The sequence below is a fragment of the Eubacterium sp. BL-380-WT-2B genome (assembly GCF_009696115.1).
Classification (GTDB): domain Bacteria; phylum Bacillota; class Clostridia; order Eubacteriales; family Eubacteriaceae; genus Eubacterium; species Eubacterium callanderi.
Map to the genome: position 1 here is coordinate 300,522 of NZ_VUMP01000005.1, position 22,243 is coordinate 322,764.

Consider the following 22,243-nt stretch of genomic DNA (forward strand, 5'->3'; position numbering starts at 1 on the left):
TCTTACTCAACTGTAAGCTAATCCGGCAGGCTTGTCAAGTTTAAAAACAGAAAGCCCTGTCATAAAGGACAAAAAATTTTCTTAAGAATCCAAAAAAAATGAACCTTTTTGAAAAGCCTGTGCGTCTTATGAGCGGTTTAAAAGAATCAGCGCCTGAGCTCGGCTAAAATTTCCAGCGCAGGGGCTTTAACATTGATTTTATATGACGGAGGAGTAAGGATGAGAGGTAAAAAGAAATTTGGCAAACAGATCATGGTCATGGCGCTGACGATGATTATGGCTGTTGTGAGCCTGCCCGCCGGGCTGGGCTCTGCCCTGGAGCCGGGAACCGCCCAGGCAGCGGCAGCCGATAACTGGGCCAGCGATGTAGCGGAGTTTGAAAGCTACGGCAATAAGGGATGGACCGAAACAGGGATAGATGTCCCTAAATGGAGTGGTAATAATGCGGCTTCGAATAAAGATACAGGAGATCCGAAAACGGATGCTTTTGTAAAACCCAAGCCAGGTTCAGCGGAGACTGTCCGCTATAAAGCAATCAATGTAGCGGCAGACAGTACGCTTACGCTGCCTGTAGAAGAAACGGCAGAGGTACAGTACTACGAAATCTATTTTCCAGAGCAGCTGCGCTGGGCCATTACAAATCAGAAAAGCTTCAGGCTGATGAACGATTTGGATATGAACGGCCGGGAGAGCCGGACATGGTCGACAGCTAATTTAAGTAATAAAGTTTTTATGGACGGCAACGGACACACCATTTATAATTTAAATACCACTGATGGTGGCTTGATTGGTACATGGACTCAGCCGATTATCGCGAAAGAGATTAAGGTGGTATCTGCCCGGATGCAAAGCGGGTTATTTACAGGTGCATCTCGTGGTTCTAGTACTTATATTTCCATGGAAGGGGTTAGGCTGGAGCATGCCTTAATTCAGTCCGGTGGGTTTGGAGGCGGATTAATTGGAGCTTTCTATTACCGTCCATCTGGGAGTTATGGCCGAGTTTACGCTTCAAACTGCCACACAAAGAACGTTTATGTGAATGGAAGCGGTTGTTCTGGCAATATCTTTGGGCCCATCAGCGGCTTTGTTGAAAACTGCTACGCCATAGACGGAACCGTTCGAACAAACACACATTCTGGCGCTTTCACATCCTGTGCCGGTAACTATATTATAAAAGATTGCTTTACCAATGTGCGGGCATACGCCAATAGTACAACCGGTGCGTTTGTGGGGCATCCTGAGGACAGTTACTACGCGCCGCCTTATAGAGAAAGGAGCCACACATCTCAATTTATCAACTGCTTTTCATCAGGACGCATTGAGGGCGGTTCGGTTTTGGGAGGCTTTGTTGCGGGGACAGGATCAGCTGTAAATAGTGAGACTCATAATTATATTTTTGAAAACTGCTACAGTACCGCCATGGTCGGTATGCAAAATGCCGCCAGTGCACAAGGCGGGTTTATTGGCCAGATTGAATCGCCTACGACAAACGCATCTTTTATCAATTGTTTCTCTGCCGGGGAAGTTGGCACACTCACCACAACGACGGAAGGTTTTAACAATATCATCGGTGGATTCATCGGACAAAAGTCGAATGTCAATGCTGAATTTAACCGCTGCTACTACGACAAACAGACCTCCGCCATGCGGGAGCGGGCTGTGGGAACAGTAAATACTACTTTTGATGGAATCACCGGCCTCACAACAAAAGATATGGCAGACACCGCCTCGCAGATTAATGGTGACGTCTGCTCCCCCTCTGAGGGTCTCTACCCTCAGCTCAAAGCCTTCACCGAAGCTGACGGCTTTACCAGCGAGGAGGACAAGCTTACTGCCAAGGCCTACTCGGCGGCGTCAGTCACCACGGCCTTTATGCGGGATAACACCACGGCAGAAAATCCGATAGACTATGACACCGTCCGGGAGATTACTGAGCTCTTTCCCCTCAGCAATGACGCCATGGCAAAGGGCAGCAGCTTTAAGATTAACTGGACAGCCCGGGATATCAAGAGTGATATTGTCAAAGATACGCAGGTTCTGACCGTCGGGCGCACCAATGCCCTGAACACTCCGAATGACGATCAGGTGACCAATATGGCGCCGGGTATCGGCTGGGCAGATGTCGAGGTGCCTTATGCCGAGGGAGGAAAAACCGTGATCGGCCGTCGGTCGCTGCGGATTGTCCCCACCTCGGTGCTCTCCCTGAGCGGCGGCCAGGGCAGCCTGGACGCAGGCAAGGATACCTACCTGTACCCGAATATCGCGGGGAAAAATACCTACGACCACCGGCCGGGCGTCAGCCTTGTCTACGCCACGGCAGCGCAGCTGGCGACTGGAGTACAAATAAATCCCATCAATTATCCATTGAATGATACGACCTATAGTCCAGATGTCACTGTTTCAGGAAAGAATGGCAATGTCAAGGTGGAAATCTTCAGAGAAAATCCTGACGGCACCCTGTCGGAAGATCTGCTGCGCACCGGCACAACGGAACAGCAGCAGCACTACAAAGATTTATTCGCAGGCGGAACCTTTACCGCAGAGGATAAAGGAACCTACACCATTAAATATACCTGGACCATTGAAACGGGAAATACTGCCCAATTAACTAACAGCAAACGCGTCATCGTGCGTGACCCGCTGACTGTTCAATTTAAATGGAACGACGGTATCCACGATGACACAGCGGAGAGCTACGCTGTCCGGCCAGAGGGCGGCTCAGCCGTCCAGATGCTGGTCGGTGAGACATTAAAGGGTAAAAATATGGAGATGCCCGCAGACCCGGACCGCACAGGCTATACCTTTGAGGGCTGGTCGGTGGACAAGACTGCCAGCACTGCGGATTTTACCGATGAAACAGCTCTCCCCAACGTTGAAACCCTGAATGTCTATGCTCTGTGGCAGCCGAAAAACTATGCCGTGAAATTTAATTCCATGGAAAACGGCAAGGAAATCACCCTGCCGGACGGCTCGGCGATGGCGGAAAAAAATGTGGCGGATATTCCCTACGGCACGGCCATTGCCCAGAAAGGCGCAGCGGTATTTCCAGTTGATCTGACACCAGGAGAGACCTGCACCGTTGACGGCGCTGCCAGAAGATTTATGGGTTGGAGCACGCTCAATCCCTACAAAGACGGAAAGCAGCTTGTTTTTGAGGGGAACTTTACAGAAGATACAGTCATTACTCATGGCGATAAAACAGCAGAGGACAATCCGCTAAAGGATTTTGATTTTGACAACAGCAGTACCATTGATGTCTATCCGGTTTTTGCCTACGATACAGGAAGCTGTGAATTTTACGACAATAAGAATACCGCCCTGGACAAACCAGGCGATGGCGGCGCTTTAATCTCAGGCGCCGGCGGAACAGTGAATTTTGGCGCTGCCCTCACCCGCCCGGCGGATCCCTTGTGGGATAACAGCCATGTCTTTTTAGGCTGGTCGGAAGAACCGCTTAAGCTGTTCACTCCACAGGGGCCGGCCGAAGGCGAATTTACCGATGCTTTTACTGCGGGCACCACCTATGACGGACAGGAGCCTGTTTTAAAATATTACGCAGTTTGGCGGGATAATACCTACACAGTCAATGCTTATGTAAAGGGCAGCGGCACGCCCGAGGATACCCTTAGTCAGACGGGTATCTATGGAGAAAAGATTGCTCTGCCGGATATGACGGACGATCAGTATTACACAGACGGTTCAGGCCAGAAATATCATTTTACCGGATGGATCAACCGGGAGTATACCACAGAGGCTGTCACAGCGGAGACGGTCTATCATGTTGGCGACACGTCGGTGGGCGATGACAATATCCTTGACCTCCAGGCTCAGTATGAGAAGGTCTACGATGTCACCTTCCACAGAGCGGCCGGCGAAAATTCAGAAACCTTTAGGACTGTTGAAAATATTCCAGCGGGCCAGACCATCGGCGGTCAATTTCCAACAGACAGCCCAGCACCGCCTGAAGGAAAAGTATTTATTGGATGGACATTGGCGCCGGACGCTGAAACAGCCGATACCAGCGTGAACGCGGACTATGCAGTCACGGCAAATACGCATGTCTATCCTGTATTCCGGGAGGCAGCGGGAACTTTGGCTTTTAAGATGAATGACGGCACCGACGATGATTTTGGTGAGAGAACCACTGTCAGTTACGGCGGGCAGTACACAAGACCTCAGTCTGACCCGGCCCGGGAGGGTTTTGAATTTATGGGCTGGTCACAAAACGCAAAGTCACCTCTGGATTTTGAACAGGATTTTGAAGATGCCCTACTAAAGGGCACAGAAAAAATTTATGAAGGTTTTGAAAAGGAAATAACCTATTACGCGGTCTGGCGTTACGTGCCGTTAACCGTGCGTTTCTACGCGAATATCAACAGCGGAGAGATACCATATCAGGAAGTTCATGCCGTGAAATACCAGCAGACTTTGGGCGAGATTAACCAATACCCACAGGAGCCTGCCCGGAGCGGATACCGCTTCATGGGCTGGTCAACCGATAAGGCCGTCAATAATTTTGACAAGGATACAAAGATCACTGAAAAAGAAACAGATGTCTACGCGCTGTGGAGCGCCAATGCCTATAAGGCCGCATTTGACGCTAACGGCGGCAGCTTTGGCGCGGGACAGACCGTTCAGAATATTGAGCAGACAACAGACCAGCCCTATAAAACACCAGGCGCCAGCCCGGCACGGGACGGCTATGTTTTTGCCGGGTGGTATGTGGACAGCGGGGACCAGAGCGGCGAGCCCTATGACTTCAGCCAGAACTTTACAGCCGCCAAAGATCAGACTTTTTACGCCAAATGGAGCAGCGGCGAGGATACGCCCTACACGGTAGAGCATTATCAGCAGAATCTTGACGTCAGCAGTTATACGCTGGCAGAGACAGAAAATCTGGCGGGAACCACCGGAGCAGAGGTCACCGCCAGCCCAAAAACCTACACAGGTTTTAACTGCAAAGGGGATGAAAATGGCAAACAGCCGGTTAAGGGAATCATCACCGGAGACAACACCCATCTGGTGCTGAGGCTCTACTATGACCGTGTCAGCGCGGCCATCCGTTTTGACATGAACGGCCACGGAGAGCAGCTTGCACCGATCACTCTGCCCTACGGCGGCCGCCTTACCCCACCCCAAAATCCAACGGCTTCAGGCTATGTCTTTAAGGGCTGGAAGCCTGTGAGCGCAGACGGAAGTCTGGAGGACGGCTTTTATACCTTCCCTGATACCATGCCCGCGTCCGATGTCAGCCTGAAAGCAGTTTGGAGCAGACTCTTTGAGATAACCGCTTCCAAATACGGCCGCGGCAGTATTACCGGCGGTACCGGAAGCTTTGAGGAAGGCGCTGCCACAACTGTGGCCTGGAAGCCAGATGACGGATATGCGGTAAGTAAAGTCATGGTCGACGGGCAGATCCGCGATGATCTGCTGAACGGCGGAGCAGCCGGAAGTGTGGTCTTTGAGAACATCGCGGCCGATCATCAGGTTTACGTAACCTTTGAAAAAGCCGAAGGCAGCCCAGTGCCCGGAGAGAACGCTTTTTATACGGTTTACACCAAAAAGACCGGCGGCAGCGATGGCTGCTTACTGAGCCCCACCAGGACCTTTCCAGGAGACAAGGAGAGCAGCTGCGCGGTTGAGTGGAAGGCCGCTGAAAATTACCACGTGACACAGGTCATCGTGGATGGTGTAAGTTATCCGACCAGTGATGAGGGCTCCATTCCCTTCACGGGGATACAGAGTGACCATTATGTAGAAGTGATTTATGAAAAGAACATCTCTATTGGCGGCAGCACAACCCCAGGTTTTTATACCATCACCACCAACCATATCGGAGGTGACCCTTCAGAAAACGGGAAAACCTTCCTGACACCGAGCAGTGTGGTAAAACCGGGCAGCGACCATATTGTCAGCTGGTCAGCATTGGCGCCTTACAGCGTCGAGCGTATTATTATTGACCAGGGGACAGATCATGAAAGAATACTGACAACAGAGGAAATGGCAGATGGCTCCTTTGATTTCAACCAGACAGACGCTGACCATGTTGTGGACGTTGTCTTTAAAAAGGCAGAATCTGGCACCCAGCCTGATCCCGCAGAAAAGATCCAGATCATTACTAGTCTGGTTGGCGGACCGGGTGAGATTACCAGCTCTGCCGTGGTTGAGAAGGGCAGCGACTATAAAGTTGAATGGAAGCTTCCAGACGAAATCGCAGAGCCGGACGGCGAGTATTACAATTATTATGTGGTGGACAAGGTGCTCGTCAACGATGAGGAACATAGCAAGGATATGAGCGTTGAGGAATTTAACGCCATCGAGGAGGATCAGGTGGTCAAGGTTATCCTGAAGCCAAACCTGTACAATATTCAGACAGCGGTCGCTGGAAAAGGAAGCATCTCGCCCTCTGCCACCCTGTTTTACGGACAGGATTATGAGGTTAACGCTCATCCGGACGAGGGCTGGTATTTATGGAAAGTCAAGGTCGATGGTGCGACCATCCACGAGTATAAAGACCCGGACGTCCAGCAGACAGCCAGCGTGAAAAATCCTTTCTCGGCGCAGGTTGTGTACGCGGCAGAAAAAAACGAAATTGATACAAGCATTGTCGGTGACCAGGTGGTCGTACCGGTCAGCGGTATTACCACTGACCATGAGGTGAAGGTGATTTACGCTAAAAAAGGTGAAGCGCCCCCCTCTGAGGAACAGATGTATACTGTCACAGGCCGTGTTGAGGGCGGCCCGGGGACAGTGAGCGGCACAGGGATGTTTGATGCCGGAGAAGGGACAACCGTTCAATGGACAGGCATTCCAGATGGCTATGAGGTCAAAAAAGTGACCGTGACCGTCAACGGCGTAGAACGGCCGGACCTCGCCCCTTCTGTGTCTGAGGGCAGTCTGGCCCTGGAGGATATTCATGACCATTATGACGTCATTGTGACCATTGGCATGAAGGGAAACAATAACGCTGGCAGCAGTGACCCCGAAATACCCGAGGAATCAGAGACCCATTACGCCATTGAGACAGCCGTGAGAAACGGCGAGGGCGAGATTACCCCGTCCATCGTGGGTATTGCCCCGGGGAGCCAGAAACACATCGAATGGAAGATTGACAGCAGCCGCTATGAGGTACAGGAGGTGAGGATTGACGGAAACCTTGTCGACAGCTTGAAGGAGGCCACAGCCTATGATTTTACAGACATTCAGGCCAATCACCGGATTGAGGTTATTCTGAAGGAAAAAGGCCGGAATCCTGATGTTATTCCCGGTGGAGATGACCAGTATACCATCTCCACCCTCCGCAATGCCGGAGGTGTCATAAGCCCGACCGTAACCGTTGATAAAGGAGCAGATCATCAGGTTACCTGGAAAGCGGATGAAGGCTGCAGAGTCGCCAGAGTGATTGTGGACGGCGTTGAGCGGCCAGATCTTGTGGATAAGGACAGAGCGGGTTTTAATGACATTCAGATGAGCCATCAGGTAGAGGTGATTTTTGAAAAAGACGGCGAAGGCGGAGGACAAAAGCAGGAGCACACCATCGCCACCACCATTGGCGGAGGCAGCGGCAGCATCGACAGTACCGCGGCTGTGCCGGATGGCCAGAGCCATACGGTTCACTGGCATCCCGGCGAAGGCCAGGAGGTCGGCACTGTTATTGTAGATGGCGTTGTCCGTGATGATCTCAGAGATAAAGACAGTATCACCTTTGACAACGTCACAGAGGACCACCAGATTACAGTAATCTATACTCCAGCCCAAAGCGGCGGAGAAACACAGAAAGATTTTTATGTGATCGGCACCTCCATTGAGGGACAGGGCAGCATCACACCTACAGCCAGCCTGGAAAAAGGCAGCAGCCACACAGTGGCCTGGAAGCCTGAAAAAGGCTGGAAAGCAGTCCGGGTAGAGATTGACGGCGTGGTGCAGCCACAGCTCACTCAAAAAGGTGAAATCACCTTTGACGATATTGGAAAAGACCATACCGTCAATGTTATTTTTGAAAAAGAAGACGGCATGGTGCCCTCCCCAGACGAGCAGGTTCAGATAACAACAGGGATCAAGGGCGGACTTGGAACCATCAGCAGCAGTATGACAATCGAAAAAGGAGAGGATGCCGCTGTCCGCTGGACACCAGCAGAGGGATACGTGGTTGAGATGGTCTGGGTAAACGGCGAAGAACGCCCAGACCTCATTGGGAAAAATGGAATGGACTTTAAGCAAGTGGAAAAAAGCCAGGATATCCGGGTTTCCTTTAAAAAAGCCGATCCCCCATCTGACGAAAGCGCTGTTACGCCGGGGTATCCCGACGGAGACGGACAGGGAAATCATGACAGCGGGCAGCATAACGGCGGAGCTGTAAATAATGAACCGGCTTCAATGTTTGAAAAAACAACGCAGGTGACCATGAGCAGCATTGCGCCGGTTACCGGAATCAGAGACCGTGCGGCGCAGGAAAACAGCTGGCAGCCCCTGCTTCAGAAATTGTTTGGTTTAAAAGACAGCGCCAGCGCATTATCACTCCTTGACCTGTTTGCGACCTCTGGTGTGATTGTGCTGACTCTGGCGTCCTTCCTGTTTAAAAAACAGGTACGGGGCTATGGCGTCATTGCCTCGCTTACTGCGGTTATCCTGTTCTTTGCCACACAACCGCTGATTTTGAAATTCACCTTTTTTGATAAGTGGTCTCCCCTTTTCCTGATACTGCTTCTGATGGAAGCACTGATGGTAATGATGTTGGGAGAGAAAAAAGAAAAGGAAGATAAGACACAATAAAAAACGTCCCCTTTGGACGGCTGCCAGCTGGCAGCGTCTAGAGGGGCGTTTTTGTTATGCTTTGGCAGCGATGGTTATGGCCGCTCAGGGGCTGGGTCGGGTTCAATAACCATGCTTCCGCTGTTCCCTGCTTTATCGCAGATATTGACTGTTAAAGGCGCGTTTGAGATTTCAAAAATCACCTGGTTTTCAGCTTCGCTGATGTTAACAGGAGGGACAGGCCCGTTATCCGAAGAGGCCGTTATGGCAGCGTAATCGACTCCGGAGAGATCATCCTTTAAAGTCAGAACAATGGTCCCGTCGATGCACTCATAGGAAACCAGTTCTGGTATTTGTGTGTCGGCGGGGGCACTTGCCGCTTCCGGACTTTCTTCAGCAAGGGTATAAGGTTCCGGTTCATGGGCTTCTGCTGTATCATCTGCTGTTACAATGCTCTGATGAATGGCCGATGGCGCAATCAGCACTGCTCCGGTCACCACTACCGTACAGGTTGCAGTGACAAGGGTCGAGGAGCTTAAGGATGAGAAAAAAGCAGAAAGCCTGGAGTTGGCCGATATGGAGGATACCGCGTGTGCGGAGATGCCGGCAGCGCTCCCCTGCCCTGCCAGCTCAGAACCATGTTCCATCAGCGCGTAAAGGATACGGTCTGCCCTTGCCGTGTCCATGGCAAAGTCAGTAAATCCGTTCTGGACGAGGGAAGCCAGCGTTCCAGTGAGCAGAAAACCAGGCATCCACCTGGGATGAAGAATATTTTTCATGTGCTCCCTGGCCGTTTGGATTTTGCGTTTAACCGTACTTTTTGACAGCCCGGTGGCAAGGACGATTTCGTTTATTTTCAGCTCGTCCACAAAGCGCAGGATAAAAATGGTCCGCTCGTCCGGCGGCAGCGTCTGGAGCGCGGCGTTCAGCTCATCGCTGGCAGCTGTGAGAATGGCATGGGATTCTGGAGAAGCGTCTGGCCGTTCATCCTCGATAAAACACAGAAGCTCTTCATCCGCCCGGCACTCATTTGTGTTGACAGGTGCGGAGATTTTATCGATACAGAGATTATAGGTAATCTGTTTCAGATAAGCGTATGGATAGCGGATATTGGCGATTTTCCCAGGGTTTTTATAAAGGCGCAGAAAGGTCTCCTGAACAACGTCCTCCGCCATGCAGGCGTCGCCGAGAAATTGACAGGCCTGAAGAAATTGAAAATTGTAGGCAAGCCGGTATACCTCCTCAAAGGCCGACCAGTCCCCTTTTCCATAGGCCACAAGCAAGGATTCAATTTTTTTCTTAAGTTTTGGGCTCATTTTATTCATGATTATAGGATAGGCTAATCCCAGCATTCTGTCAAGAACAGAAAATTTTTTAAGCACAGGCATAAAAAATGAACCCTTTTTCCAAAAAAGATGGTCTAAAAAATCAGGGAACGCTTTATCAGGGATTCTTGGAATCCGGTAAAAAAAAGTTTAAAATGACAGAAAAGAACAAAACAGATATAAATAAGGAATATGAAGCTTCCCCTGAACAATAAAAAAGGTAAGAAGTGAGGAGAGTAAAATGAGTGGCGCGAAAAAAGGAATAAGGTGTCTGGGATGTATGATGATGATTATCGTCCTGCTCCTGGGCTTGATGGCTGTGGCGATGCCGGAAACGGCGGAAGCGAAAAATGAAGATATAAGGGATGCCTATGAGGCAGAAATTAAGTTTAAAACCTTTTCTGCAGAAGACGGGATACCCGTGTGGGATGGTATAAATAGTGTCACAACAAAGCCGGCAGGTGCGGATATTACTGGAAATGTATGTACGGTAACAACACCGGAGGCGCTGCGCTGGGCAATGACGCAGTACAGCACAAACAGCATTGCGAAAATTGTCATTGCAGCAGACATGGACATGGGCGGGCGTGAAGATGCTGTGCCGCCAAAATGGGAACCGGTAACGCTGACTGGAGCCATCAGCATTGAAGGCCAGCGGGATGAAAACTGCGGCTATTATGGTGGCAGGGAATACCCGACCATCTACAATTTAAATGTGGAGACTGCCAGTGGACATACGGGTTTTATTGCGTCAACAAGCGGTGATGTGAACATTAAAAACTTCTATTTTGACAGTGCTAAGATAAGGACAACTTCCAGTTCTGGAGTACAGGGAGTTGCGATTATCGGATACGCCGGTAATGGATTGATAATGGAAAATATTGGAGTAGAAAACTCACTTTCAAAAACCGCTTTTTATGGCGCAGCTGGTTTAATCGGAAAATCAGCTGAAACAACAAATGGCATAAGGGTTACCAATTGCTATGCAAAAAAAGTATATGTTACTGCATCTCAGTGTAGTGGTGGTCTATTAGGCCCGATTTCCGGAGGTGAATTTAATAATTGTTACGCCATTGACGGTGCGCTTATCACTACAGGCGGCGGGCATTCTGGCGGATTTGTCTCATGCAGCGGCGGATATACGATGAATAACTGCTTCACGAATAACGTAGTCTATGGTACAGCATATACAGGTGGTTTTGTAGGATACCCAGAAGGAAAAAAAACAGTTTTCAATAATTGCTGGACCGCGGGCAGTGTAGAAGGAACAAGCAGCATCGGAGGTTTTGTAGGACACACAAATGTAGCAGCTGAGTTTAATAATTGTTACTCTACAACAATGGTGGGCATGTTAAACAGCGGAACCAGCATGGGTGGTTTCGTTGGGTATGCCGCATCAAGTCCGAGTTTTAAAAATTGCTACGCGGCAGGTGAAGTCGGCGGCTTAACCACAGTGCCGGGAACCGCGGCGGCGTCTGTCGGCGGTTTTGTGGGCTCAAGCGCAAGCACAGCCACTTATTCAAACTGCTATTACGACAAACAGACCACTGCCATGGGTGAGTACGCCAAGGGAGGTGCCACCGATAAGCAGACGGGGATCACAGGCCTCACCACTGAGGAGCTCCAGAGGCAGCCCATGGATGCCTATACCATTGAAAGCGGCTTATACCCGCAGTTAAATACGCTGGCAAACCCGGCGGATACAGACTTTTCCTCCGATTATGAACGGCTGACTGCCAGGGCTTACTCAGCGGCCTCGGCATCCAGCGCAATCTTTAACGTTGAGAAGGATAAAAACACTGGGGCCATCAAGGGCTACGACACGGTTCGCAATATTTTAAAGCCGCCGACCTTCAGCAATAACACGGTGGTTGACACCGGCAAATACAATGTTAAATGGACAGCTGGCAGCGACGCCAGCCCACTCCAGATTGAACAGACAAAAAAGGACGACAAAGGCGAACCAGTACTGGACGCAGATGGAAACCCGGAAAAGGAGATGGTCAATCCGCCGGTACTGACCATTGGACGCACTGTTAAAGAAGACGGAACAGTGGTTCAGGATGACCATATCACCCGGATGTATCCAGGTGTCGGCTGGGCGAATGTGGAGGTCGCCATGACAGAAGGTGAAAATACCGTTGTCGGTAAACGGGCCATGCGTATTATTCCTACCACTACCATGTCCCTTGGCGAGAGTGACCATCCTCTGGCGCCGGGCTCTAAGGATTCCCGCATCTATGTGGGGCTGCAGAAAAATGACGGCGGCCTTGTCACAGATGTTGACCAGAAATATAACCATCGGAATACCATTGCCTTTGTCAAGACCAGCGCAGAGGAGCTGGATAATATTATGAAAAATCCAGGCGGTTCCAGTCTGTCAGCCATCCGGTATAATCCGGATATTACGGATACGGGCTATACAAATATCGCTGTCGACAGCGCGAACGCTGACCGTGGAAAAATAACTACGACGATATATAAGGTGACAAAGGATCCGGACGACCCCAGTAAGGAAATTGAGACGCTGATTCCAGATTTGTCTCAAAATAACCTGGACGCTAAATTCCGCGGAGAAAAAGATTTTACAAATGGCAGCGAGGATGCATCAGAAACGGTAGCCTCTGATGACCGGGGAACCTATCGCATCAAGTATAAATGGGAAATCCCCGTAGCGGGCGACGCGGGCGCGGTCACCACCTACGAGGACAGCAAAACCCTCACCGTCACAGACCCGCTCACGGTCACCTACTACAACAATGTAAAAGCAGGAGACCCGGATGCGGCCGAATATGCAAATCCTGAGGGGTTTGAGGAGGCTGACCAAGATACGGCTGCGGATAAAGCCGTGTTTGACATCTACGGCGACAACGATGGCGAACGGGCACTCAAGGTTGGTGACAGAACAACAGCGCTGCATAAAAAAGTAACCGGCGATGACGGTGTGGAGACCACCATTGACGCCCCATCCCGTATAGGATACACATTCGCGGGCTGGTCAAAAAACAGGCAGGTGGTGGCAGACAGCACCAGGGATGAGGAAATGACAGACGGCGATATCCGTCTGGCCGATTTCAAACAGGAGCTGCAGGCATTTACTGCAGCCAACCCCGAAAGCCCGGACTATACCGAGCCCGCCAATGCCTTTATTCCGGGTAAATCCACTGTGTCTGCGGATACAAAGGTATACGCGGTCTGGGAAAATAACGCCTACGATGTCCATTTCGATTTTGATCCGTCTGCTGCTGAGCCGGCAAAACCCGGCGATGGCAAAACCGTTGAGGATATCGTCTATAATGGCTCGGTCCAGGAAGGTGATTTTCCTTCTTTTAACGGCGTGCCGATAGCCGAAAATTTTGTGGATACCACAGCAGTCGATGATGAAGGCAAGCCAAAATCCCGCCTGTTTACAGGCTGGAGCGTGGAGGACCCGTCAAAGGCTGTGGCACCGGCAGCAGAAACAGAGGAGGAGCAAGACCCCTCTGAGGAAAAGGACATCTCCTTTACCAAGGACAGCAAAATCACAAAAGATCTCTTTGGAAAAGAGGCCTTTGCCAGGGACGCGGAGAACGCAGCAGCTGGGAAAAACACACAGCTGGAAATCTACAGTGTATTCAAAGACGCTCAGATAACCTTTCTGGACAGCAGCCAGAAGCAGGGCGGTGATACCCCAGAGACAGCAGACCAGCTGAAGCAATATGGCGAAAAGGCCAATGTCTTAGCCGACAACACCTTTACCCTGCCGGATATGACCGCACAGGCAAACGCAAGGGCGGGCTATAAATTTCTGGGCTGGTCGGCCAAGCCACACGCAGATTTTGCTGCGACAGACAAGGATTTTTCGGCTGCTGAGCTGATTTCTGAGGATAAGCTTGGAAAGGATTTTAAAGCGGACAACCCCACGACCCTCTACGCGGTCTGGCAGAACACAGGCTATGTGGTCACCTTTGACTACGGCCCTCAGGGCACAGAGGCAGCCAGGGTAAATATGGTTTATGGGCAGGCTATCGGCGATAAACTGCCAGAAACGCCTCAGAACTGGATGGACAGCCAGGGCCAGCAATGGCGTTTTGACGGCTGGAAATCCGGCACAGAAAGCATCACGGCTGAAACCATCAAGAATGAGGGGCAGGTTTCAGGCGACGCCATGACCGTTAAGGCGCAATGGAAAAAGGTTTATGACATTCTGACCGCCAAGGTGGGCCATGGAACCATTGATTCTTCTAAAACCGTCGATGAGGGCAGCAGCTATTCTGTGAGCTGGAAAGCAGACGAAGGCTATCACGTCGCCCAGGTCATGATCGACAACGGCGTGCATGACGAGCTGCTGGGCGATGGACACAGCGGCAGCTACACACAGCCAAGGGCGGACAGAAACCGCACGATTTATGTCATTTTTGAAAAGGACGCGGATACGCCGTCCGGGGAAGCGCATTATTATACGGTGCAGACTGTGAAAATCGGCGGCGACGCCACCACCACCCTCACAGAAACCCAGACCATCGCAGCAGGTGAAAACCATACGGTGACATGGAACGCGGGTGATTTGTACCGGGTCACAGGGATTGTTGTGGATGGATCCGCGCGGCCTCTTCAGGATGGCGGAAGCTTTACCTTCAGTGATATGAACGCAGACCACAGGGTAGAAGTTCATTTTGAAGAAAAGCTGCCAGACAGCAGTCCTTCTGCCCTGCCGGGCTATTATACCGTGAACACTGTCCGGAATGAAGGCGGCGTCATTACAGAAACCGGTGTGGTAAAGGAAGGCGCGTCCCGGGAGATCGCATGGTCGGAGGACGCGGGTTATGCCGTAAAATCCATTACCATTGACGGGCAGCCCGCAGACGCGGAGATCATGGCAGCGAAAAAAGTAACCTTTAATGATATCCGGGAGGATCATACGGTTAAAGCAGTTTTTGAGAAAAATGGCGAGGCGCTATCCACGGTTAAAGTACCTGTGGAGACCACCCTTGTGGGAGGCCCGGGTGAGATCAGCAGCTCTGCCGTTGTCAATAAGGACGAATCCTACAAAGTAGAGTGGAATGCCCCGGAAGACAAGCGGTATCTGGTTGATCATATCCTAGTCAACGGAGAGCGGCAGGAGGTGGCAGCGGAAGCGGTGACCACAGGACATATTGAGGTTAAGGCAGAAGCTGAAACAAAGGTAGAGGTTGTCCTGAAGCCGAACCTGTTAAAAATCGCAACAATGGTAGAGGGCCAGGGATCCATCGACCCGACAAAAACCGTTTTTTATAATGATGAAGCCTATACGGTAGCCGCGAAGGCTTCGGACGGCTGGTATATCAAGAGCTATCAAATTGACGACGGTGAAGAGCAGACAGTGTCTTCCCCGCAGTCCGCAGCCTTAATGCCAATGTCTGAGGATGAGCCACAGCCTGCGGGTGACAACAGTACCGTTGTCATTGATGTACCATCAGACAGCAACAATAAAATTGTGGATAATCATCGTATAAAGGTGACAACAGAACGGCTGGATGGCAGCGCGGCCACAGAATTATTCCCGGTAGCGACCGGAATGGAGGGTGGTACTGGTACCATCACTGCCGGAAGCTCTGTTGAAAAGGGCGGCAGCATGGAGGTCTCATGGACTCCCGACGAGGGCTATGCGACGGCAGGCGTTTCGGTAACTGCCAGCGGTGTCCCGATTCCTGTAAGCTATGCGGATAACCATTTGATTTTAAGCGATATTGCAGATCCCTATCAGGTAACTGTCCAGCTCAGGCCAGTGGAAAAGGCAGCTCCGGAGACTGCGCCCAAATACAGCGTCAGCACCAGTATTTCCGGCGCTCCCGGCGCGTCCATTACACCATCGCTGGCTGGAAATATTGAAGAAGGAAGTGATGTGAGCATTGGCTGGAGCTGGTCCGATACTGCCTATGAGGTCAAAGCTGTAAAGGTAGACGGCCAGCCCCTCAGTGGCGCGGTAAAAGATTTGAGAAGCTATGCCTTCAGCCAGGTGAACACCGACCACAGCATCGAGGTTGTTCTGGGAAAACCAGACACTAATCCGGCACCGGATGCCGATACCTTTAAGATCACAACAGAGTGTACGACCGGCGGCAGCATCAGTGCTTCATCGGTGGTGGCAAAGGGAGATACCACTACGGTAACATGGGCGCCGGACAGCAATGATTATACGGTGAAGGCAATCCATATTGACGGTGTCAAAAGGGACGACCTGTTAACCACGGACCATGTTGTCTTTGAAAATGTCGCCCAGAATCATTTTATCGCTGTTGAATTTGGAAAGGCTGGCTCTCCTGATGAACCAGAAGCGCCTGATGAACCGGCCAAAACCTATACCATCTCCACCGAAATTGTCGGCGGTATTGGCAGCACCATTGACAGCAGCCGGATTGCAGACGAAAATGAAACAGTTACTATCAGCTGGAAACCAGGCAGCAATGCCTATGTCACGACCGTGATTATTGATAATGTTGTTCGGGATGACTTGAAGTCTGCCGGAAGTGTTACCTTTGAAAATATTACCGCAGACCATCGTGTACAGGTAGTCTGCCAGCCCATACCGCCAGCTCCGGGAGTCCAGCACCGCATAACGGTTTCTAAAAATGGACAGGGACAGGTTAACGGCACAAAGACAGTCGAAACGGGTGCATCCTATGAGGTGTGCTGGGAAGCAGACAGCGGATGGCATGTGGAAAGCGTGAAGGTTGACAATATTCCGATTGAAAATCTGGAAAATAAAGGCAGTGTCAGGTTTGAAAAGATTGACACCGACCATCAGGTTGAGGTTGTTTTCAAAAAAGATACAGACGAAACACCATCAAAAGCATGGCCAGTCATCACAGGAATTATTGCCGGTAATGGAAGCATCAGCGCAGGAAACAGCAGCGTTCCAGAGCATGGAGATTATTCCGTCAGCTGGAAACCGGCTGAGGGCTGGCATACGGCCAGGGTGTTTGTCAACAATGCTGAGCGCAAAGATTTACTGGATAAAAACAGTGTCACACTCACGAACATTACACAGACACAGACGGTACAGGTCGAGTTCGCAAAGGATACGGCACTGCCGCCTGAGCCTGACAACCCGGCGGAGCCTGGTAAACCAGAAAATCCTGATACATCAGGACCTTCAATTGATCCGCCAGATTTAGAGATACCAGACACGAATGCAGAAGGCAGCGTACTGGATAAGATCCAGAAGGAAGCTGATAAAATCCTGCCGCGCACGGCTAAAGCCAGCAGTATTGCGCCAAATACTGGCATAAGGGATGGTGGTCAGAGTGCTGCCTCTGCTTCTGGAATAAGTGGAAAGCCTGGAAGAAAAACGCAGAGAAGCACTGTGGAGCGCTGGATCAGCGGCGAAGGTGAAAGCCTGCTCAGCCATATTGTCGGGAAAAGCAGCAGCAATGCGGCGGTTCTGGGCAGCAGAGAGATATCCGTCTTTAATTTGCTGGCCGTTATGGGAGCAATGCTCCTGATGATGACATCTTTAAAGAAGAATAAGGTAATCCGCTGGACTACCACCTTGGTATCCCTCGCATTATTGACGCTTTTCTTCCTCACGCAGCCCCTGAGCCTGAGCTTCAGGCTGTTTGATCCATGGTCCGTTATTTTTGGACTGTTGATTTTGCTGGATGTGGCAGCAGCCTTTATCAAAAAGCGGAGCCATAAAATGTTCTAAATAAAAGAAAACCCAACCTGCAGGAATTATCTGCAGGTTGGGTTTGTTTTTTAATACCCTTGTGCTTCCCCGCCCTTGAGCATGGAGACAGCAGAGCTGGTACCGATACGTTCACAGCCGAGTTCCAGGAAGTCAACTAAATCTTCTTTGGTTTTTACGCCGCCTGCGGCTTTCATTTTCACGTTTGGACCAATGTGTTCTTTAAACAGGCGGATATCTTCTCTAGTGGCGCCAGCGGTGCCGAAGCCGGTAGAGGTTTTGATAAAATCTGCGCCAGCGGCGGTGACGAGCTCGCAGATCTTGATCTTTTCTTCCTCGGTCAGGAAGCAGGTTTCAACGATCACTTTCAGGATATTATCCCCCACTGCTTTTTTGATCTCTGCGATTTCATTCTGGACAAAATCGTATTTGCCGTCCTTTAAAGCGCCGATGTTGATAACCATATCGATCTCGGCCGCGCCTTCCTTTACGGCTTCTTTTGCTTCAAAAACCTTGGTGGCAGTGGTATTGTAGCCAAGAGGGAAGCCGATAACCGTGCAGATGGTCAGCTTATCACCGTAGGCTTCTTTAACTGGTTTTACAAAGGATGGGGGGATACAGACAGACGCGGTCTTGTTTTCAATGGCGTCATTGCAGATTTCTGCGATCTGCTCCCAGGTAGAAAAGGGTTTTAATAAGGTATGGTCAATGTGGCTTAAAATTTCCTGATTGTTCATTTTGTCAGTTCCTCTATCTTTCTTTAGACATGGTGCCTTTTAATTCTTCATATAATTCAACATAGGTATCAAATACCTTCTGGTAATCGTCGTATACATCCGGGTTCGGGGTAACCGTGTAGGCTTCCTTAACCATTCCCTTGGTGGCCTGCTCGAAGTCTGGGTAGGCCTTTGCGCCGACAGCGGCGACGATGGTACAGCCCAGTGCGCCGGCACTCGGGTCAACGGTAACAATGATGGGTTTGCCGGTGGCGTCTGCGATGATCTGCATCCAGGTGGCGTCCTTGGTGACGCCGCCGCAGCCAACGACCATATCGACCGGGCAGCCCTGCTTTTCAAAGTTGTCGATGATGTTTTTTGTGCCCAGGGCAACGGATTCCAGTAAAGCGCGGTAAATGTGTGCTTTGGTGTGGCTTAAGGTAAGGCCGTAGATGACGCCCTTTGCGTTTGGATCTTTGTACGGTGTGCGGTTACCCTGGAAGAAATCCAGAGCCACTAAGCCGTCAGAACCGGGTGCGATTTTTTCGACCTGTTCATTCATGTAAGCATAGGGGTTTTCCATTTTGTTCAGGTCAAATTCGCGCATGAACCATTTGACAATGGAGCCGGCAGAAATCTGGCCGCCTTCCAGAAGCCACGCGTTTGGCACAACGGGTTCGTTGTAAGGGCCCCAGATGCCGTCAAGCTTCAGCTTTTCATCGGCGTTGGCAAATGCGAGCTGCACAAAGCTGGTGCCCATGATCATGGCCATTTTACCCGGTCTTGCAACGCCAAGGCCAAGCATGCCGATGTGGGCGTCGATGCCCCCCTGCACCACCATCATATCTGGGTTCAAGTCATATTTTTCAGCGAAAGCGGGATCAATTCTCCCAAGCTCTTCGCCGAGACGTCTGACATCGGTGACGAGCTTTTCCTCGTAATCGTCCAGGCCGATCTTTTTGAAGAACGCACTGTTCCAGCCGCCTTCGCAGGATACATAGTTCCATTTACAGGCTGCCTGGCAGATGGAGGTGGCAAAGGTGCCGCACAGCTGATAATTCATCCAGTCCAGCTGCTCGATGATTTTGTAGCTGTCTTTGTAAATTTCTGGTTTGTTGTTTTTGATCCAGAGTGTTTTTGGGATCATCCATTCAACGGAATCTTCCCCGCCGCAGTATTCCAGAACCGGATCAGCAGTGGCGTTGATTTTTTCCATTTCCTTAACCGCGCGGGTATCCATCCACATGATGGCATCCATCATCGGATTCCCCTGCTCGTCGACAGCTAAAACCGTGGATGAGGTTGAGCAGACACTGATGGACTTAATGCTGTAGCGGATCCCCATTGATAAGTTTTTTGTAACATTTTCAACCGCTTTGTTAAAACAGCTCCACCAGTCCGCGGGCTTTTGTTCCGCCCAGCCTGGCTGCGGATAATAGGTTTCATAAACCTGCTCGTCACTGGCGACGATATTCCCGCTGATATCTGCAACAACGACACGCACACTCTGTGTTCCGGTGTCAACTCCCATAAAATATTGAGCTTCGTACATAATGATTCTCCTCTTAAATTCCCTATAGATTTATTTTAAAAACAAATTGTATTAAACCGTATCAAAATCCCCGTCATAACCATCTGGATAGAACATAACCTTATTGTAGAAGTAGCCGCCCTTGGCAATTTCACCGAGTACAGCGGGCGCATCGTCCAGCGGCAGGCGGTGGCTGATGATATCCTTGGCGGTCATGCCCTTTTCATCAAAGCCTTTTAAGGATTCTGTCCAGTCTTCACCAGGATATGGTTTGGTGAAGGAGTTCCATGAACCGACAACGCTCAGCTGGCTTCTCATGATGGTATCCACTTCTTTTTCGCTTAAATCCAGACCCTTGTGAGAAATGCCCAGGAAAACGACGCGGCCCATTTTGCTGGCCATTAAGATACACTGTTTCTGCGCGATCGGAGCGCCGGAAAAGTCAATGACGATGTTTGCCCCTTTACCATCCGTTGCCTGGTGAACCGCTTCGACAGCGTCCTCCTTGGTTGAGTTGATCACCACGTCTGCGCCAACCTTTTTAGCGATTTCCAGTTTTTCATCCCAGACGTCCACTGCGATCACCTTGGAAGCGCCGTATAATTTGGCATACTGTGCTGCAAATAAACCGATCGGGCCTGTTCCCACAACACACACGCTGTCGCCCTCTTTAAAGTTACCGCGCATCAGACCGTGGTATGCGTTTGCGCAGGGGTCGAGGGTCGCGGCGTCTTCAAAGGACACCTTGTCCGGAACCTTTAAAAGGTTGGATTCCTTAACAGATACGTATTCGGCCAGCGCGCCGTCACGTCTTGAACCATAGTAGTCATAATCTTCGCATAAGGAGTAAATCCCCTTCTGGCACCATTCGCATTCACCGCATGGAATAAGCGGCGGAACCACAACGCGGTCACCCGGCTTGAAATTCTTAACCTCTGAGCCAACGGCTTCGATTTCACCAGAAAACTCATGGCCGATGGTGATTGGAGAAACATGCGCCCCATAAACCAGCGCTCTTGGAATATCCGATCCGCAGAGGCCGACTGCCTTTACCTTAACCATGGCTTCATCGGGCATCATCTCTGGTTTTGGCACATCTTCAACTCTTAAATCTCCAGGTTTATACATACGTACTGCTTTCATCATAATCCTCCTTAAATGAAAAGTCTGCTTGGATTATTTACGGTTTATTATTTACTAAAGTAAATTATTTACCGTAAATTTTGAACTTATTCTAGCATGATTTTTTGAGGTTGTCAACAAAAAGCGTAAAAAATTTTCTGTTAATTAATTTTTTGCGTTTTTAAGTGTTTTACAAAAGCAAAATTATAAAGTATAATCAATCTTATAAAAATAAAAAAAGATAAATATAGAATGGAGGTAAAGGGTACCTTGAAATCTCTTTTATCAGATATCAGAATAAAATACAATACCTTTTCAAAGGCACAGAAGCGTTTAGCGGATTATATCCTGTGTGAACCGGAGAAGGTGACTTTGCTGTCAATTACAGAACTGGCCGGGAAGGGCGACACCAGCGAGACAACGGTCATGCGGCTGCTTAAAAAGCTGGAATACGATTCCTACCAAGTTTTTCGCATTAACCTGGCAAAGGAATTGACAGAAAAACCGGGCGAAACCCTTAATGAAGAGCTGAGTGAGGAAGATGGCCTGGCGACCATTAAGAAAAAGGTCATCAAGCATAATGTAACAGCCATCAATGACCTGGAGCAGACCCTGAGTGAAGACACCATTGCCGAGTTTCTTGAGTTTCTCGCAGCGTCGAAGCGGGTTCTCTTTTTTGGCGTGGGCGCGTCCGCGTCCATTTCTCAGGATGCGCTGCACAAATTCGGCAATATCGGCATCAATGTGTGCAGCCATCCCGACCCGCACCAGATGAATATTATCTGCGCGCATTCGACACCGGATGATCTTTTCATAGCGGTTTCGCACACCGGGGAGAGCCAGGAAGTACTGAATGCGGTATCCATTGCCCGGAAAAACGGAAGTAAAATTATCAGCCTGACCAGCTATGCCAACTCAAGCCTGGCCAAAATGTCGGATCTTTATCTGCTGAGCTCGACCAATGATAAGAAGTACCATTCTGAGGCCATGGCGTCGCGTATTGTGCAGCTGACCATCATTGATATTCTTTATATTGCGACCTTTATGCAGAATGAGGATGTTTATTTTGAAGAGATGAACAAGTCCCGTATCGCTGTGGCTCTGAATAAGACTTGAGAAATAAAAAAGAGCAGCCGGGGGCTGCTCTTTGAAT

The 22,243-nt window shown here is 50.2% G+C and carries 7 protein-coding genes; 3 read left to right on the forward strand and 4 right to left on the reverse strand.

Going from position 1 to position 22,243, the window contains the following annotated elements:
* Positions 1-219 precede the first annotated feature (219 nt).
* Positions 220-8,772 (forward strand): InlB B-repeat-containing protein, encoded by an 8,553-nt coding sequence (locus FYJ53_RS11855; protein WP_148428468.1) that lies wholly within the window; start codon positions 220-222, stop codon positions 8,770-8,772.
* Positions 8,773-8,846: 74 nt separating this feature from the next.
* Here the strand turns inward: FYJ53_RS11855 and FYJ53_RS11860 are convergent, their stop codons facing one another.
* Positions 8,847-10,067, reverse strand: a complete 1,221-nt coding sequence (locus FYJ53_RS11860; protein ID WP_187367923.1) for an RNA polymerase sigma factor — start codon at positions 10,065-10,067, stop codon at positions 8,847-8,849.
* Between the two features lie 250 nt (positions 10,068-10,317).
* Between FYJ53_RS11860 and FYJ53_RS11865 the strand changes: the two genes are divergently transcribed.
* Positions 10,318-17,742, forward strand: a complete 7,425-nt coding sequence (locus tag FYJ53_RS11865; protein WP_154557352.1) for an InlB B-repeat-containing protein — start codon at positions 10,318-10,320, stop codon at positions 17,740-17,742.
* 50 nt (positions 17,743-17,792) lie between these two features.
* Here FYJ53_RS11865 and deoC read toward each other — a convergent pair whose 3' ends face one another.
* The 3 genes from deoC to FYJ53_RS11880 are packed head-to-tail and all read right to left on the reverse strand — an operon-like array spanning position 17,793 to position 21,111.
* Positions 17,793-18,458: a deoxyribose-phosphate aldolase gene (gene deoC / locus FYJ53_RS11870; RefSeq protein ID WP_133968967.1), complete on the reverse strand. Its 666-nt coding sequence runs from the start codon at positions 18,456-18,458 to the stop codon at positions 17,793-17,795.
* 13 nt (positions 18,459-18,471) lie between these two features.
* The gene (locus tag FYJ53_RS11875) at positions 18,472-19,989 is read right to left on the reverse strand and encodes a ribulokinase (RefSeq protein WP_013378405.1); all 1,518 of its coding nucleotides are present in this window, start codon (positions 19,987-19,989) and stop codon (positions 18,472-18,474) included.
* Between the two features lie 51 nt (positions 19,990-20,040).
* The gene (locus FYJ53_RS11880; RefSeq protein ID WP_013378406.1) at positions 20,041-21,111 is read right to left on the reverse strand and encodes a galactitol-1-phosphate 5-dehydrogenase; all 1,071 of its coding nucleotides are present in this window, start codon (positions 21,109-21,111) and stop codon (positions 20,041-20,043) included.
* Between the two features lie 231 nt (positions 21,112-21,342).
* Between FYJ53_RS11880 and FYJ53_RS11885 the strand changes: the two genes are divergently transcribed.
* Positions 21,343-22,206 carry a MurR/RpiR family transcriptional regulator gene (locus FYJ53_RS11885; RefSeq protein ID WP_013378407.1) on the forward strand — a complete coding sequence of 288 codons (864 nt, stop codon included), beginning with the start codon at positions 21,343-21,345 and terminating at the stop codon, positions 22,204-22,206.
* Positions 22,207-22,243: the final 37 nt, after the last annotated feature.